This is a genomic window from Sphingobacterium spiritivorum, from assembly GCF_016724845.1.
In the GTDB taxonomy this organism is placed as follows: domain Bacteria; phylum Bacteroidota; class Bacteroidia; order Sphingobacteriales; family Sphingobacteriaceae; genus Sphingobacterium; species Sphingobacterium spiritivorum_A.
The window spans coordinates 5,010,281-5,026,208 of the sequence record NZ_CP068082.1; the positions used below are offsets into that span (position 1 = coordinate 5,010,281).

Genomic DNA, 15,928 nt, shown 5'->3' on the forward strand with positions numbered 1-15,928 from the left:
TAGTTTTTATACCATTTCTAAAGTGTACAACTTCATTAAGACACATTTTTAACCGAATTATATTCATTATACTTTTACTCTTACTAATAACTTCTGCATCATATATAGAATCGTTTTTTTATTGAATCTTGCTGTAACAGATACAATCAACAGGATGCTACCAATAATTAACATGTTCAACATGAAGCTCATCCATGAATTAATGTGAATCAGATCAAAATACTTCCACAGATAAGAGATTAATATCAGGAGTACAAACCCAAAGAGGCCTTTAACCATTTCTATAAAAAAGTAACTCCTCTTTTCACCCAGACATAAGGATGTATACCATGGTGTAAATCCCAAATGACTGATAAGCCCTGTAAATAATGCGGCAACCGGAATTGAATAAAGCCCTAAACCACTATATTTGCATAATACTATTACCAATAAAAAATAGAGCAGTGATGAAGAAATCCCCCAAAAAGAAGCGATTTTTAATTTATTGGTAACTATAAAAACTAGATTTGCTGTTTCTATAGTTGCATGTACAATAAGAGGTGTCAGTGTTAAAATAGAGATGTAATGAAGGGATTGATAATCCTGACCTGGTAGCCACAGTTTGAAAAACTCACCTCCATAAACAAAAAATACAGCCATTGGTATTAATGCGACTAAAAAGATGATCTTAAATGAAAAGCTCATAATTTCCTTCATTTTTTGCTTATCATTATTAGCATAAGCCTTGATCATTTCCGGTAGAAATATAGGTACTATAATACCCAATAAGACTTGAATGGAGTTCGGGACAAATTTTGTCAATGATAGTGTCCCCATACCGGAAGATTCAAAAAATCGATTTGCTATCAGTAGATCCAATTGACTATTAATAACATTTGATAAGGCTAAGACAGAATTCCATATCCCTGCTCCGACCAGCAGCATCAGTGCACTTCTGGAAAAAACGGAGATACTTAGGTACACTTCAGGTAATAACCTTCGTGTAACTTTATAATTTGCGTAAAAAAAATAGAGGGAACTTATAACAGTGATTAAACCCAAAAAATAAATTTTGGGTGTGAAAAAACAAAATAAAGTAATGATAATTACTAATTTAAGAATATTGACAATTATACTCTGAATAGCCAGCTTATCTAATCTATTTAATGCAAATGCTGCAACAGAAAAAACAGAAGAAGATACAGTGATGATCGAACTTAAAAATATAAGTATAAATAAATACCTAACATCTTTCAGCTGTGTAACTGGTATATGAAGTATAGAGTCTATAAAAAAACAGAAAAGTGTACCAAGTAATATAAAAAACAGTGAAATCACAATATTACCGAACAGAATAGAATTAAAATAAACGTTCACTTTCTGCATATCCTTTTGTTCCAAACTGATGGTTATATATCGACCTGCCATAGAGTTTAATGCCGTAGAAATTATTCCCGCATACATCACAAAATTATTGGAGAGCGGATAAAATCCGTAAGCTTCCTTTCCTAACGTTTCCACCAAGTAAGGAGTTAAAAAAAAGGATAGTCCTAATCCGGATATGACACTCAGAAAATTTGACATTAGATTAATCACAAACCTTTTCTTATCCATTCCTTATCCCTTTTCAAACTCTTCGGTTAACATTCTCCTCAACCCTTCTTCCATAGAATAAGGTGGTACAAACCCTGAATCCATCGCTTTTGTAGAATTATATTGTGTAACAGCACAAAACTTTTTCACTCTTACAGAACTGATATTGAGCTTTTTACGGGTTATCCAGGCCAATACATCAAAACCGTATCCTCCCAACATTCCCAACCAGTATGGAATACGCGTTGCCGGAATTTTTTTATTCAGAATATTTCCAGTGTGAAATACCAGATCATTTGTTGTAAAATCAGGTTTATCTACGTAGTTATATACGTTATACCCCTGCCCTTTTTGTTCTATTAGAAATTGAATAAAAGCAATAATATTTCTGATGTAGGACATCGATTTTTGATTATTACCTCTTCCTATCATCATAAATTTTCCGCTGGCAATCTGTTGCAACAGATTGTATACATTTCCACGGTTACCCTCTCCGAAAATAACAGTAGGCCGTACAATATTTATGTTCCAATCCGGATGCGATTTATACCATTCCTGAAGGACCTCCTCTGCCTGCCACTTGCTCTTACCATAGTGATTGAAAGGATCTGCAGAAAAAGATTCATCCGGATTATCTTTGTCCAGGCCGTATATAGCTACCGAACTGGTAAAAATGATACGTTTTATTCCATTAGTCTTCATAGCCTGCAACGTATTTTTCATCCCCTGCACATTTACATCGTAATAAAGGGATGTGGGACTTACATCATCCCGATGTTCAGCAGCCAATAGAATCACTATATCAGATCCTGACAAGCGGTTGCACAATAATTCTTTGTCAAGAATATTCGTTAATACGGTTATATCCGCAAATCTTTTACTTTCATTCTTATCTACATTTACAATTTGGTAACTTGTAGTTTTTAATAAAAGATCGATCAGTTGTGTTCCTACAAAACCGGAACCTCCTACTACCACTATTTTCATCAGCAGACCTTTAATTTCTATTTCTATTCTGAAAATGCACCAAGAGACTCGTCCGTACTCAGATATAAGCTCTCATTTGTTGTTTTACTTTCTTCTGAAAGAACTGCTATATTATCCGGCACTTTATCTTCAATCGATCTGCTTGATCTCATTTTTCCGATTCTATCGAAAGTGTACTGAAAACATATCCATAATACAATGTCTGCCAGCACCACAATGTTATTACTGATAAAATGAACCGCTAATCCGTTAATCAGGCAAAAAAATAGCGCCATACCTAATATCGTCAGCATAGCCTGTCGATGCGACATCCCGATCTGTAACAATTTGTGATGAAGATGATTACGATCTGGCTTAAACAATGATTTTCCCTTTCTCCAACGGATGAACATGACTCTAGCCACATCAAATACAGGTACAATGAGAGTAGAGAATGCTGCAACGATAGCACCTTCTGAGAATGGTTTTATATCTGAATTATTCATAGCAAAGCTGACAGCCAAAAAAGCAATGGAATAACCTAATGTGAGGCTGCCCGTGTCACCCATAAATATCTGACGACGACGATGTGCTATACCAAACACATTAAAATAAAAAAACGGGAGTAAAACACCTGCGGTTATGAAAGCAAACATCGCATGCAACCAGGCACCGTAAAAAATAAACATAGCTCCCAACACAACCGCACCTATAGCTACTATGCCTGAACAAAGACCATCCAATCCATCCATCAGATTCACAGCGTTAATAATAAGGACCACAGCAAAAATGGTCAGCGGTATACCTACCCACGGCGATAAGGATGTGATAAAAAAAATACCGTACATATCGTTGATCCACAAACCCGATATAGGTAAGAGCGAAGCGACAAGTAATTGAGCCGTGAATTTCCATTTGTAATCCATACCTATAAGGTCGTCTGCTATTCCTACCAGAAAAAGAATGACCAGACCGCAGACCAGCATCATCAACATGGGCACTATAATCCAGGGTTTGACATCAATATTCAAATCCAGTGAATATGGACCCATTTTGTAAAGCACGACTAATGTGATGACAAGCACACAGCATTGTATCGGGGCAAAAGCCACCCCACCCAATCTCGGGATAATACGCTGATGATGTTTACGCGAATCTACAGGATCAAACAATCTCTTCTTGTAGGTGACAAGCATAATGTAAGGAATCATCACCTTACTCAGGAACACAGCAAAAACAAAAGGAATTACAAATACTATTAAAACTTCCATCTAGTCATTTTTTATAATTTCAGAATACTTTATTCACACTCAATACTCTAATTAAATTGTTTATTAGTTGTAAGAAAATACAGCACATGTCCCAAATCGCTGTCCTTCAGAATAACATGCTTACTTTTATCCAATAAGTACATTGTGGGAGAAGCCTTCAGGTCATACAGATTACGGTTAATAATGAACTGGTTCTTATCTATTCCGTTAATCCAGTTGGCAGGCATTTGCGGAAAATAATCTTTCCATATATCTTCATTTCCTATAGCATATACAGCCAGTATCTTAAGTAATTTCTTATTGTCAATCAACTCATTCAGTTCTGGCATATTCTTCATATTTTCAATAATAGTCTTACAACTGTTGCAATCAGGTTCATAAAACATGAGTAATAGAAACGGAGCTTCAATTTCTTCCAATCGAATATCTTTACCGGATTGTAGTGTAACGGAAAATGATGAAGCCTCAGTCCCGGCTTTATTTTTTTTTAAGATCTTCAGCAGTTGCTTATATTTATTCTTCCCATCAGCAGAAACCTTATCTGAAATTATCAAATAGTCGATTACGCATTCGTAATACATATCATTACGCAAAGGAGAGTTCGGGTGGTATAAGTATTTTTTAAACAAATCCTGAAAAAAAACAAATGCCTCTGGATTATTTTCAGCTTTACTTAACATTCTGAATATAGATTTTTGGATTTCTTCTGGTGAATAAGATGGAAAAAGACCTATAAAATCAGCAATGGCCTGCTCACCATCACGCTTATACAATTCATCATCATTAAAATCAAAATCATCCCAAAAATTCTCTATAGTTCTCTTTCCTGTAGCAGAAGAATATGTATTCAAACTATCCGAAGTATCCTTTTTTTCATGCTGAATCCTTGTATGAGTATCTCTGCATGAAACAAAAACTACCATTAATATCGTTCCCAATACAATACCTGACAAATACGTACACTTCATTTCAGCATTTTTAATCTTCTTATTACTATAGAGCATCTCTCCAAACAATCTTAAACAACTTGTATTACACCTTTGGTGTAAAGCAATTTAAACCGGAAACACTATCCGCTTTTCATATATTCGCCAAATTCATTAGTAACTCTTACTAAGGTTGTAAAGTCATCCCACTTACTATAGACCAATCTATCAAGTCCATCAATAATCCATTTTCTTCTTTTTAGACATAAAAATGATTTTTGGCCACGAATAGGGAAATCCTGAATAATTATAGAATCCAAAAATCCTTTAGGTATCAATATATCCTTTTCAAAACCGCGAGGTGCTTTTTCATATTCTTCTAAATAGAAAAATAGAGCTTTGTCTTTTTCCACGACTCGTATGAGTTCAAAATTTTCCAGTAATTTCGAAGGCAATACCCGGCTGGAAAGCTCTGCATATATCGGAGAAGCTTTCGTTGAGCTTATTTCCTTTTCGTTTTCTCTTTGTTGTTTTCGCTGATATTCATCTAACCACCTGATGATGGTTCTTTCTGATTTGATATTATATTCAACCATAGCCTCCTTTAATAACAATTCACCCGAAACAATCTTTCTTACGACATCCTGTTTGTTCAGTAAAGAATACTTCATAACCCTTAACTTATCTTAAATAAATAATTCTTCTTGATTTACGTTCGTTAGTGTAAAATCAACTATATAACTTCTACGTGTATTCAGAAACACTATAGATAATAACCAGAGTATTAAAAGTTATAACGCAAATATAAAGCTATCTCTGCTAATTTTACCTTCAGGAAATAATATTAAACCCAAGCAAACATCAAAAACACTGTCACAACAATAATACAGCTATATCGTGTAGATGCAGATCTACATGTAAAACAAATTAATTGTAGATAAAAATTTACATTATGGATTCATTTGTATCCTTATAACGCAATACATTTTTAAGAAAAGAAGTCAGGAAGGAGAAATTACATTCAGCATCCTTAATTTATTTGTCGTAAAAACAATGGTAAACAACAATAAACTTGAAAAACACTTATTTCATGATTTCTGAAAATCATAATTGAACATAAACTATTCTTAGTATTTTTAGAAATATGAAATGGAAAAATGAGATTACAGAACGATTAGGAATAAAGTACCCCATCATTCAGGCTCCAATGTTGGGTGTAACCAGTCCGGAGATGGTAGCCGCTGCTTCTACAGCAGGATGTCTGGGTTCGTTGGCGCTTGGAGACCTTACAGCAGAGCAATGCGCAGCAGCTATTCGTCAGACCAGAGCTTTAACTTCTGAACCGTTTGCGGTCAATTTTTTTGCCCACTCTATTCCAACCGTTACCGATCAGCTCATTTCAAAATATAATACCGTCCGCTCTTTTGTACAGGATCTGGCTGAAAAGCACCAATTAAAGGCTGAGCTCCCTAATCTGGAACAGTTACAACTTCACAGCTATCATAAACAGGTAGCAGCTATTCTGGAGGAAAAGTGTCCCATTGTAAGCTTTACTTTCGGAAATCCGGATGAGACTGTCATATCCCTGTTCAAGCAAAACGGAAGCATTCTAATCGGTACATGTACCAGTCTGGATGAAGCCCTGGCACTTGAGCATTCAGGTATAGATATTATCTGTGTGCAAGGGATAGAAGCAGGCGGACACCGAGGAAGTTTTATAGGAGACTCTTTACCTCTGATTGGAGGATTTTCCTTATTAAGTCAGGTACTGGATCATGTCCGCGTTCCTGTCATCTATGCAGGCGGGATCTATAATGCCAATAGTCTGCGAGCAGTGCATACATTAGGAGCTTGTGGATTTCAGGTCGGCAGTCTGTTGCTGACAGCTAAAGAAAGTAGATTGAAGCCTTTTGAAAAAGAACGGCTACAGCAGCTGAAAAGCAACGATGTAGTACTGACGAACAGCTTTACAGGAAGGTATGCCCGGGGAATCCGCAACCTGTTTTCTAAGGAAGCAGAGGCATCCGGAAATATACTGCCATACCCTTATCAGAATAAGCTGACAGCACCTTTGCGCCTAGCCTCAAAAACGGATCAGAATCCTGACTTTGTCAGTATATGGGTAGGTCAGTCACCTTATCCTTTCAGCACAGCGTCTACAACAGAGATACTAAGTAATCTGATCCATGAAGTCGAATCGCAAGATTTATAAATCCATATAACCTATGAAAAAAATATATTACCTCCTATTCTCCCTGAGCCTGCTTGCGTGCAATTCACGTCCGGCGCAGGATAAGACAAACATACATTCAGATTCCACAGGTATAATAAAGGATTCTTTACAGGCTCCCGTCGTAAAAGATGAACGTGAACAGACAGCAGAACAGAAATTTCTTTGGCGGGAAGATCAGTATGATGAAGAATTAAAAGACACCTTCAATATGATCAGGATCAATGAGGATCTTGCAAAAAATCTTTCGGATCCGGAACGCGCGGCAATAGGTTACGTAGCGACTTTTATAGGAAATGAATGCCAGTGGGACGGCCCCTATAAAGATGATCGCAGCAATCTGAAATGTAAGATACTGACAGCCCTTCAGCTCGGATATCAGTGTTCTGAACAGCATATAGGTTTTCTCAAAAAGTGGTTCAAAGACGATAAAGCTGTACTGGAAGAACTGCAGGGATGCCCGACTATTCCGGATGGAGCAACAATACAAAATACATTTGACGAAATATCCTTTAAGAAAGAAGGTGACAAATTAGCCGTGAACTTTAAAGTAAGCGGTCACAATATGCGCGAAGGAAAAAGTTGGAAATGGGTAGAAACGGACTATTTTCAAATCAATGGAAATACAATCAAGTATATCAAAAAAGACAAAAGAAAGGTGACGCCATAATAAGAACCAGCGTCACTGCAATAATAATATGACGGCTTATCTGAATGCCACGAAGGAAGCAAAACAAAGATTTTTATGCAATACATCTACAGATCTGAATCCTGCCTGACGTAACAGATCCAGTTGATAAACCAGAGTCTGCGGAGTATCTTCTTTTTCAATATACGCAAACACATGGTCGCGATATGCTTCGTCTTTAAGCTCTTTCAAATATGCTCCGTAACGCTCTTTATAGATCAATTGCTGTATACCTGCCTCCTGCTGGATAAGCAGATCGAAAATCCAGATGCTACCTCCGGGACGCAGCCATTCATAAAACTTTGCAAATGCAGATTCCCAGTCAGCATCCGTTCTTAAGTGATGCAACACCGCCGTGGCCACAATGACGTCAAAACTACCTGCAGGAAATTCGAGAGTCTGAAAGTCAGCCTTGATAGCATCCACCCTTCCTGATGTAAGAGGCTTTATACGTTCTACAGCCTTATCCAGCATAGGTTTACTGAGATCGACTAAGGTTATATTAGGGTTCCTGACTTTTGACAACAGCTTGACCGGATAATTACCAGCCCCGCATCCCACATCCAGCACATCTCCGAGCTGTGCATAACTGGCTGCAATACCATCTGTAATCAATTCCATATTGTACAGTGCATCCAAAGTGGTCTGCTGTCCTGTATCCAGATTCGAAAACCGTGCAACGTCCTGATCAAAACGTTCTTCTATCTCTCTTAATGTTGATTTGTGTTCCATACGATCGTTTATTTATATTTCAAAAATAAACACATTGATAATACCTTAAAAATACTAATTTTATCAATAATCAATACCTTTAACGTATCATGGAATTAAGACATCTTCATTATTTCGCTATTTTAGCAGAAGAACTTCATTTTGGTAAGGCTGCAGAAAGATTGTTTATATCCCAACCTCCGCTAAGCAGGCAGATCAAAGATCTGGAAGAGGAACTCGCAGTTATACTGTTTGAGCGCAACAATAAACGTGTAAACCTGACTCCGGCAGGAGCATACTTTCTGAAGGAAACTCAGGATATTCTACGTCTTCTGGATAATGCCAAAATCAAAGCCAGACAGATACAGGATGCTGTATCCGGAACATTCAGATTAGGATACATCAGCTCTACTCCCAAAGCATTATTGGCCCGTTTGCTCAAAATGGTGAAGGAGCGCTATCCACATCTTCATGTCTGCCTGTATGAAACGTCCACCCAGAAACAACTCACAGCATTAGAAAATGGCAAACTCGATTTGGGAATTGTACGCACACCGATCCTGTCCAATCAACTGTGTACCCGCACATTATTAAAAGAATCCTTCTGTCTGGCAACAACTCCTGATTTTAATGCAAATTCCGGAAAGCTAAGTGAATTAGCCTATGTCACGTATAGTAAAGAGTATGCACCTGAGTATTACCGGCAATTTGTAAGCTACTGCCATTACCTGGGTTTTGATCCGCATGTCCTGCATGAATGCAATACAATGCAATCCATTTTAGAACTTGTAGCAAGCGGACTTGGGGCGGCTCTCGTGCCGCAATCCGTGCAAAATCAGGCCCTGCATCTGCAGATCTGCTTTAGCGCTCTTCCGGCTGTGCCCATATACACAGAAACAGTATTGGCCTTTGACAGAGAAAGCAGGCATCCGGCGTTATCTGCCTTTACCGCTATCATAACAGAAGAATATAAGGCATTTTATCAAAATATAAAGCACCTACCAGCACTATGAAAACACTTTTTCCGGATCATAAAAATGCCCCGGAAAGTATTTAACTTCCGAGGCAAATCAAACAGATCTTTCTCTGTTTTTAACAAGTATATAGGAAATGTTTTAAATTTTATTTTATAACTTTTATACTCAAATCCCTGACATTAACATTTGTCGGCGACCGAAACTTTAACACATGAAAAGGTCGTTCAATAAAGAAGATACTACTAAGATTAGATAAGCCCCCGTCCGCAAATACCTCAACCGAATTACGATCGACGAGCAATCTGTAGTTTATCATCCCGGTATCTGAAATACGGGGAACAACAGTACGTGTGATAAATGCGGGATAGAAATTAGCATTCCCTGCCTTAGAACGATCTACAAAAAACTGATCAGTAGATTTATCAAATCCAAGCAACAATTCATCACCTGTATTATTTGACAATACAAGATCAAAAGTTGTCACTTTATCCAATGTGAACGAAAGTTCAAATGCTCCATCAGTCTTTTTTATATAATTACTCCAATCTTGGGTATTGTTTTGCACGTGCATATCCCCTATTTGTTGAACATCTTCATTCATTAACTCTTTTGTAATAGGGCTGGAAACCAAAAACCATTTTTCACTTACCTTTTGTAAAGAAAGTATCCGGGGTATTGTCATTCCACTCCTCCAGGTAGATGCGGGTACCATATTGGCATATGCCCAATTGCTCATCCAGCCTATCAATATATGGCGATTTCCTGTATTGGAAAACGTAACGCCTGCATAGTTGTCAGGACCATAGTCCATCCAACGAATATCTTTTTGATTCGTTGTGAAAGTCGTTCCATCAAAGTCGCCGACAAAATACTGCGTAGCTGATCCTGTATTTGGCCCTCCTGGGTTAATACTTACCAACAAAACCCATTTATCTCCTTCTGGTGTTGGCAAGCAGAGCAAATCCGGACATTCCCATACTCCGCCATTTGCACCTGTATCATTTCCAAATTCACTAAGACGTTTCCATTCCTTGAGATTTTTAGACCCGTAAAAAGTAATCGACTGCTTAGTAGCCAGAGTCATGATCCATTGTCCGCTACCCGCATGCCACATGACCTTAGGATCCCGAAAATCCCAAATGCCCGGATTAGGCAGTACAGGATTTCCGGTATACTTTGTCCAGGACTTTCCCTGATCCAGACTATATGCGATACTTTGGTACTGATGTAATCCTGTTTTCTCTTCTTCAATATAATGATTGTGATGAGTGAAAATCGCGACTAATGCATCCTTTCCAAATCCGGCAGTATTATTTTTATCCAATACTACACTACCCGAAAAGATAGTTCCCAGACTATCCGGAAATAGCGCTATTGGCTGCTCCTCCCACTGCATCAAATCCGTACTTGTAGCATGCCCCCAATGCATAGGTCCCCATACAATTGTGTCAGGATTATGCTGATAGAACAAGTGGTATGTTCCATCCAGATATATCATGCCGTTTGGATCATTCATCCATCCCTTTTTGGGAGAAAAATGATAGGCAGGACGATATTTTTCCGGATTATTTTTTCCGGTTTTTAACAACGTCTTACAGCTACTGAAAATTATCATGAGAAGCAAAACACCTATGTATTTATTCTTTTTCATATATTTTTAATTTTATAATATTCGTGATTAACCAAATCAACCCTATCCCCATTCACCAGAAATCTTTAAAATAGTTAATTCCATCCGAAATTTTGGACATATAGTTTTTTACTGAAATTTATTTGAGAAAGTGGTATAGGAAAATACTCGTCCCGATTTTTCTTGAATACAGAAGCCGCCAAGTAATTTCGTTTTGTTTTCTCTTTCTGCAAGTATTCATTTATGTACGTGTCCGCAATACCCCAACGTACCAGATCAAAGAATCGAAAACCTTCCATCGCCAACTCCAGTCGCCTTTCCCAACGCAAAGCCTCCCGGGCATAGGATTGTGTCCACACACAATTCACACCATCCTTATATTCCTCTACCTTAAATTGTCCCGTAGCTGTACCTGTACGATCCACTAATCTGAATACACTTTCGGATGCCCGTTTTCTTATTTTATTAATAATAGGCAAGGCTTCTGCAGGTCTGCCTAACTCGATCAATGCCTCAGCTTTCCAGAGCAACACGTCGTCAAATCGGATGATATCCCTATTTTTACTACTACTCATAAAAGGATTGACCTTTTTAAAACATGGGTTGTCATACAACACCACTTCTTTTAACGACATATAGTTGCCATATGTTTCAATCTGACGAATCCAACTATTCTGAAATATAAAATCAGCTTTATACTTGTATGGAAGACCAACGATAGCAACAGTATGTAAGAGACGCGGATCTATATTCTGTGTTTTCACCTGTCCTGCCGTAGACAAGTCTGTATTATTGTAATTTTTAAACTGTGGCAGCCCATTTGTATCAGTCTTAAAAGCGTTGACCAAGTTTTGGCTCGGTTGGTGAAATCCGCAACATCCATATTCGCCGTTCATTGGATAGTTGAGCATAGCGCTCCAGTCCAGGCGGCCGAATTCAGTCCCGTCGTTCAATGAATTTTGTACTGCAAAAATAGATTCCGGTCCATTCTCGTACTCGCATAAAAAGTTGAATGCAAAATCCTGGGACAGATCATAGCGCCCCTCCAGCTCATTTACTAATTGCACCACCTCTTCTAATTTCTGTGTATTAATTCCAGTCACTTGATGCTGCTCACTTTGCTCATAGGCTGCATATAACAAGGCTTTTGCCAGATACGCTTTAGCCATGTACCTATTTGCCCGGCCTTTCTGATTATTGTTATTTTCCGGCAATATGTCCGCTGCAAATCTAAATTCAGTTATAATCCTGTTCCATTGCTCAGCGTTCGTATATTCACGGTTAGACACCGTTACATATGCTTCAGGAGCCAGCGTTTCATCTACAAAAGGTATATACTTAAAAAGTAATTTAAGCTCAAACATATAATGAGCCCGCAAAAAACGCATTTCGGCTTGTCGTATCTCTTTCATGGGATAACCGGTAGGATCCAATCCGTTAATCACCCGCAGCGCATTATTCGCCCGGGATATAGCCACATATTGCCTGTACCATTTTTGATCCAGCCCCCCGACATCTACCCGCATTGATACAAATGTCTCGTACAAGTTCCATTCTTCCATATCACCTGTACCTGCCCCTCCTTTATATGCATCACCACTTCTCAAGTCACCATAAGGCCACAGGCTATTAGTTTTATTATTATAATTCTCATTTCCTAATGACGAATAGGCTGCTATTACCAGGTTCTCAGCTGCCTCAGCATTGTTAAGTTGATTCTCGCCCAATTGGCCCTTAGGATTGATATCCAGATAATCGCTACAGCCACTAAGCAGCAATAGAGATAATGCAATGTATACTATACTAGTCTTTTTTTTCATGACAAGGTTACAATTAAAATGAAACATTTATACCGGCAGTGATAGAGAATGGAATCGGATATCCCGAGTTGGGAGTCTCCGGATCAACACCTGTATACTTATTATTCCCCCGGGTTTTCTTAAAGCTCAGTAGATTTTCCCCTAAGATATACAACCGAATCCCTTGGCTTTTAATTCGTTGCAAAGCCTTAGGTGATAAGCTATACCCCAGTTCCAGTGTCCTCAATTTGAAATACGAGGCACTCTCGACTACATAGCTTGAAAAGCGTTTCTCATTATTAAGATCATTAAAAGATAAAGCCGGAATATCAGATTGTGGATTTTGAGCAGACCAGGCATCTAATACCCGTGTTCCATAGTTTTCACCACCAAAAAAACTGATAAAGTCGGTATAGCCTTTAGCTGTATTATTGACCAATCCTCCATATACCCCATTCCAGAACATGCTAAAGTCCCATTGCTTATACCCAACCGATAAATTGATACCGTAGATAAAATCGGGATCCGATATCCCCAACCAGGTCCGATCTTCATCCCCTATCCGGCCGTCTTGGTTGATATCCTTGTATCTGATACGTCCTAATCCCTTTCCGACCTGTTCGGCATGTGCAGAGACCTCCTCTTCTGTTTTGAAGAGACCATCCGCTACATAGCCAAACATGGAGTTAAGAGGCCTGTTGAGGATCGTTTGATCAACACCATTTCCGGGATAGGAATTGATAACATCTTCCGGTAGTTTGACGATTTTATTACGGTAGCCCGCTATATTTCCGGTAATAGAATATTTCCAGTCACTATGAGATGAAGCATATGAAAGCAAGACTTCATAACCTTTATTTGACATGCTGGCTCCATTTACCCATCTGTTCCCTCCTTCACCTAAAGCAGCAATAAAAGGCGGAGATATAAGGATATCCTCAGTTTGCTTTTTGAAATAATCAAATGAACCCGTTAATTTTTGATTGAAAAAACCAAAGTCAATTCCAATATTGTGTTGGGTAGCCGACTCCCAGCGTAGATCGGGGTTAGCCTGTTGTACACGTCTATATCCCGAAGGCAATACACCTGTTCCCGCACCATTGATATCATAAGCCGTACCATTGTCCGGATCCCAGGTAGGATTGGTAGCATAGCTGGCCTGATACATTCCGAATGATGCAAAATCACCGATTTCCTGATTCCCCACTTTACCCCATCCGTAGCGGATTTTCAGATCTGAAAGTACATCTGCCGATTTAAGAAAATCTTCCTGACTTACTCGCCAGCCCGCAGAAAAGGCTGGAAACCAACCAAATTGATTATTAACTCCAAACCGTGAAGAACCATCATATCTCGCAGTAGCAGAAAGCAAGTATTTATCTTTAAAGTTGTAATTAAATTTACCGAAGTAAGAAAGCAAGCGATAGGCTGTACCACTACCACTATTAGTCTGAATGCCCTCACCTGCGTCCAGATACATATAGTCCGGATCTTCAGATGCAAATTTTCGACGTCCTGCCTGTAAATTTTCAGCATAATAATCGATCATTTCCTGACCTATCAAAAAGTCAAAATGATGCTTTTGTCGCAAGGATAATTTATAGGTAAGGGTATTGTTCCATACATAGTTACCCCATCTGTTGCTCACATTGCTCAAACTAGCTACATTTTCAGACATGAATCCGGAAACATAGGTTTTCTGCATATTCCTATCCCACAAAAAAGAATAATCCATTCCTAACATCGATCTGAATTTCAGATTTTCCATTAGTTTCACTTCCATGAACATATCTCCGAACAAACGCAACGTATTCCGATTGTTCTGCGCATTGTCAGCAATAAGCCTGACAGGATTCTGTCTGTCGCTCATCCCTGCTACCGGTCCTCCCCAACCAGTACCATCTACCGTATGTACAGGTATGATAGGTTGTATATTACGTGTACGATCCAATATATTTCCAAGTATATCCTGCTTAATTTTAGTAACAGATAGGTTTTCGCCAATTTTTACACGATCATTTAACAGACTGAAGTCCGTATTCAAACGGCCTGATAAGCGTTCGAAATAAGTACCTCTTACCGTCCCTTGATTATCGAAATAATCTATGGCAAATATCGCCCGACTCATATCATTTCCTGTCATCAGACTTAGGTTATAATTTTGAACCAAAGCCGTCTGCCCAACTTCTTCCACCCAATCTGTATTTGCAGCACGCATAGTCTTGGCATCATCAATGTATTCAGGTATAATAATTTCATCCAACCTCCACGTACCATCACTATTCTGTGTATCCTTAAATCGGTATACCCCGAAATTGGGATCCGTACCATCATTCCGCGCAGCCCGCCACTGTACATAACCTCGCTGCTCTGTATCCAGCCAATCCAGTGACTTTGAATAATTTTTGATACCTGTCGATACACGTGCATCTATCCGGGGACCACCTTTCCCTCCCTTTTTGGTTGTGATGATGATTACCCCGTTAGCTGCACGAGATCCGTAAATACTTGATGAAGATGCGTCTTTCAGTATCTGGATTGACTCTATATCGAGTCCGGATATTTCATTCATAGATTTGGTACTCGGCATTCCATCTATGATGTAAAGTGGACTATTATTGCCCAATGTACCAATACCGCGGATCAGCACATTCGCCGATCCGTCTGGTGAGCCGTTGGTCGTGATAAATGCCCCGGGTACTCTTCCCTGCAAACTTTTCATCACATTACCAGTCAATGGTGCATTGATTTCATCCATCTTTACAACTGCTACTGCTCCTGTAAGATCAGCCTTTCGCTGGGTCTGATAGCCCGTTACGACCACCTCTTCCAGTTCTTCCACCTCACTCATTGTCACGATTATCGTGTGTTGATCTCCTACGGTGAGGAAGACTGTCTTCTTACCTACACGCGTGAAGCGTATCTGCGCCCCTTTGACAGTATTGATTTTAAAATTTCCGTTTTCATCACTAGCAGTCACATTTTGTGTTCCCATTACGGTGACCGTTACATCGGATAGCGGAAGTCCGTCCATATCCGAAATTTTCCCGGACAAGGGAATATCCTGAGCATACACGAACGAACACATGTATACAAAAAACAATAGTGTTAAGACTATTCCTCTCATAGTTTAGTAAATTTTATGCGTTTATAATTGA

Annotated in this window: 12 protein-coding genes; 3 read left to right on the plus strand and 9 right to left on the minus strand. The window is 38.8% G+C overall.

Features of this window, described 5'->3' with window-relative positions:
• Nucleotides 1-66 precede the first annotated feature (66 nt).
• The 5 genes from I6J03_RS21460 to I6J03_RS21480 all read right to left on the minus strand — a co-directional run bounded on the left by I6J03_RS21460 (nucleotide 67) and on the right by I6J03_RS21480 (nucleotide 5,406).
• Complete coding sequence (locus I6J03_RS21460) at nucleotides 67-1,593, minus strand: lipopolysaccharide biosynthesis protein (RefSeq protein WP_201693975.1); 1,527 nt, start codon at nucleotides 1,591-1,593, stop codon at nucleotides 67-69.
• A 3-nt stretch (nucleotides 1,594-1,596) separates the two neighbouring features.
• Complete coding sequence (locus I6J03_RS21465; RefSeq protein ID WP_003006184.1) at nucleotides 1,597-2,559, minus strand: NAD-dependent epimerase/dehydratase family protein; 963 nt, start codon at nucleotides 2,557-2,559, stop codon at nucleotides 1,597-1,599.
• Between the two features lie 23 nt (nucleotides 2,560-2,582).
• Nucleotides 2,583-3,809, minus strand: a complete 1,227-nt coding sequence (locus I6J03_RS21470) for an MraY family glycosyltransferase (RefSeq protein ID WP_003006187.1) — start codon at nucleotides 3,807-3,809, stop codon at nucleotides 2,583-2,585.
• Between the two features lie 47 nt (nucleotides 3,810-3,856).
• Nucleotides 3,857-4,777: a DUF5106 domain-containing protein gene (locus I6J03_RS21475; RefSeq protein WP_201693976.1), complete on the minus strand. Its 921-nt coding sequence runs from the start codon at nucleotides 4,775-4,777 to the stop codon at nucleotides 3,857-3,859.
• Nucleotides 4,778-4,878: 101 nt separating this feature from the next.
• Nucleotides 4,879-5,406, minus strand: coding sequence for an ISAon1 family transposase N-terminal region protein (locus I6J03_RS21480; RefSeq protein WP_003006196.1), 528 nt, complete (start codon nucleotides 5,404-5,406; stop codon nucleotides 4,879-4,881).
• 473 nt (nucleotides 5,407-5,879) lie between these two features.
• Between I6J03_RS21480 and I6J03_RS21485 the strand changes: the two genes are divergently transcribed.
• Nucleotides 5,880-6,947 carry an NAD(P)H-dependent flavin oxidoreductase gene (locus I6J03_RS21485; protein ID WP_003006199.1) on the plus strand — a complete coding sequence of 356 codons (1,068 nt, stop codon included), beginning with the start codon at nucleotides 5,880-5,882 and terminating at the stop codon, nucleotides 6,945-6,947.
• Nucleotides 6,948-6,960: 13 nt separating this feature from the next.
• On the plus strand, nucleotides 6,961-7,635 hold the full coding sequence (locus tag I6J03_RS21490) for a hypothetical protein (protein ID WP_003006203.1): 675 nt from the start codon (nucleotides 6,961-6,963) through the stop codon (nucleotides 7,633-7,635).
• A 36-nt stretch (nucleotides 7,636-7,671) separates the two neighbouring features.
• Here I6J03_RS21490 and I6J03_RS21495 read toward each other — a convergent pair whose 3' ends face one another.
• The gene (locus tag I6J03_RS21495; RefSeq protein ID WP_003006205.1) at nucleotides 7,672-8,385 is read right to left on the minus strand and encodes a class I SAM-dependent methyltransferase; all 714 of its coding nucleotides are present in this window, start codon (nucleotides 8,383-8,385) and stop codon (nucleotides 7,672-7,674) included.
• Nucleotides 8,386-8,474: 89 nt separating this feature from the next.
• Here I6J03_RS21495 and I6J03_RS21500 point away from each other — a divergent pair, with 89 nt between their 5' ends.
• Nucleotides 8,475-9,377 (plus strand): LysR family transcriptional regulator, encoded by a 903-nt coding sequence (locus tag I6J03_RS21500; protein ID WP_003006208.1) that lies wholly within the window; start codon nucleotides 8,475-8,477, stop codon nucleotides 9,375-9,377.
• Between the two features lie 109 nt (nucleotides 9,378-9,486).
• Here the strand turns inward: I6J03_RS21500 and I6J03_RS21505 are convergent, their stop codons facing one another.
• The 3 genes from I6J03_RS21505 to I6J03_RS21515 all read right to left on the minus strand — a co-directional run bounded on the left by I6J03_RS21505 (nucleotide 9,487) and on the right by I6J03_RS21515 (nucleotide 15,897).
• The gene (locus tag I6J03_RS21505) at nucleotides 9,487-10,992 is read right to left on the minus strand and encodes a glycoside hydrolase family 32 protein (protein ID WP_003006211.1); all 1,506 of its coding nucleotides are present in this window, start codon (nucleotides 10,990-10,992) and stop codon (nucleotides 9,487-9,489) included.
• Between the two features lie 74 nt (nucleotides 10,993-11,066).
• Complete coding sequence (locus tag I6J03_RS21510; RefSeq protein ID WP_236586206.1) at nucleotides 11,067-12,791, minus strand: RagB/SusD family nutrient uptake outer membrane protein; 1,725 nt, start codon at nucleotides 12,789-12,791, stop codon at nucleotides 11,067-11,069.
• A 13-nt stretch (nucleotides 12,792-12,804) separates the two neighbouring features.
• Nucleotides 12,805-15,897 carry a SusC/RagA family TonB-linked outer membrane protein gene (locus tag I6J03_RS21515; protein ID WP_201693979.1) on the minus strand — a complete coding sequence of 1,031 codons (3,093 nt, stop codon included), beginning with the start codon at nucleotides 15,895-15,897 and terminating at the stop codon, nucleotides 12,805-12,807.
• Nucleotides 15,898-15,928 lie beyond the last annotated feature (31 nt).

Bases quoted from the DNA above. Each gene is read 5' to 3' on its own strand.
- I6J03_RS21505 (WP_003006211.1), bottom strand. From the start codon at position 10,992: ATGAAAAAGAATAAATACATAGGTGTTTTGCTTCTCATGATAATTTTC.
- I6J03_RS21465 (WP_003006184.1), bottom strand. From the start codon at position 2,559: ATGAAAATAGTGGTAGTAGGAGGTTCCGGTTTTGTAGGAACACAACTG.
- I6J03_RS21470 (WP_003006187.1), bottom strand. From the start codon at position 3,809: ATGGAAGTTTTAATAGTATTTGTAATTCCTTTTGTTTTTGCTGTGTTC.
- I6J03_RS21510 (WP_236586206.1), bottom strand. From the start codon at position 12,791: ATGAAAAAAAAGACTAGTATAGTATACATTGCATTATCTCTATTGCTG.
- I6J03_RS21490 (WP_003006203.1), top strand. From the start codon at position 6,961: ATGAAAAAAATATATTACCTCCTATTCTCCCTGAGCCTGCTTGCGTGC.
- I6J03_RS21480 (WP_003006196.1), bottom strand. From the start codon at position 5,406: ATGAAGTATTCTTTACTGAACAAACAGGATGTCGTAAGAAAGATTGTT.
- I6J03_RS21475 (WP_201693976.1), bottom strand. From the start codon at position 4,777: ATGAAGTGTACGTATTTGTCAGGTATTGTATTGGGAACGATATTAATG.
- I6J03_RS21500 (WP_003006208.1), top strand. From the start codon at position 8,475: ATGGAATTAAGACATCTTCATTATTTCGCTATTTTAGCAGAAGAACTT.
- I6J03_RS21515 (WP_201693979.1), bottom strand. From the start codon at position 15,897: ATGAGAGGAATAGTCTTAACACTATTGTTTTTTGTATACATGTGTTCG.
- I6J03_RS21495 (WP_003006205.1), bottom strand. From the start codon at position 8,385: ATGGAACACAAATCAACATTAAGAGAGATAGAAGAACGTTTTGATCAG.
- I6J03_RS21485 (WP_003006199.1), top strand. From the start codon at position 5,880: ATGAAATGGAAAAATGAGATTACAGAACGATTAGGAATAAAGTACCCC.
- I6J03_RS21460 (WP_201693975.1), bottom strand. From the start codon at position 1,593: ATGGATAAGAAAAGGTTTGTGATTAATCTAATGTCAAATTTTCTGAGT.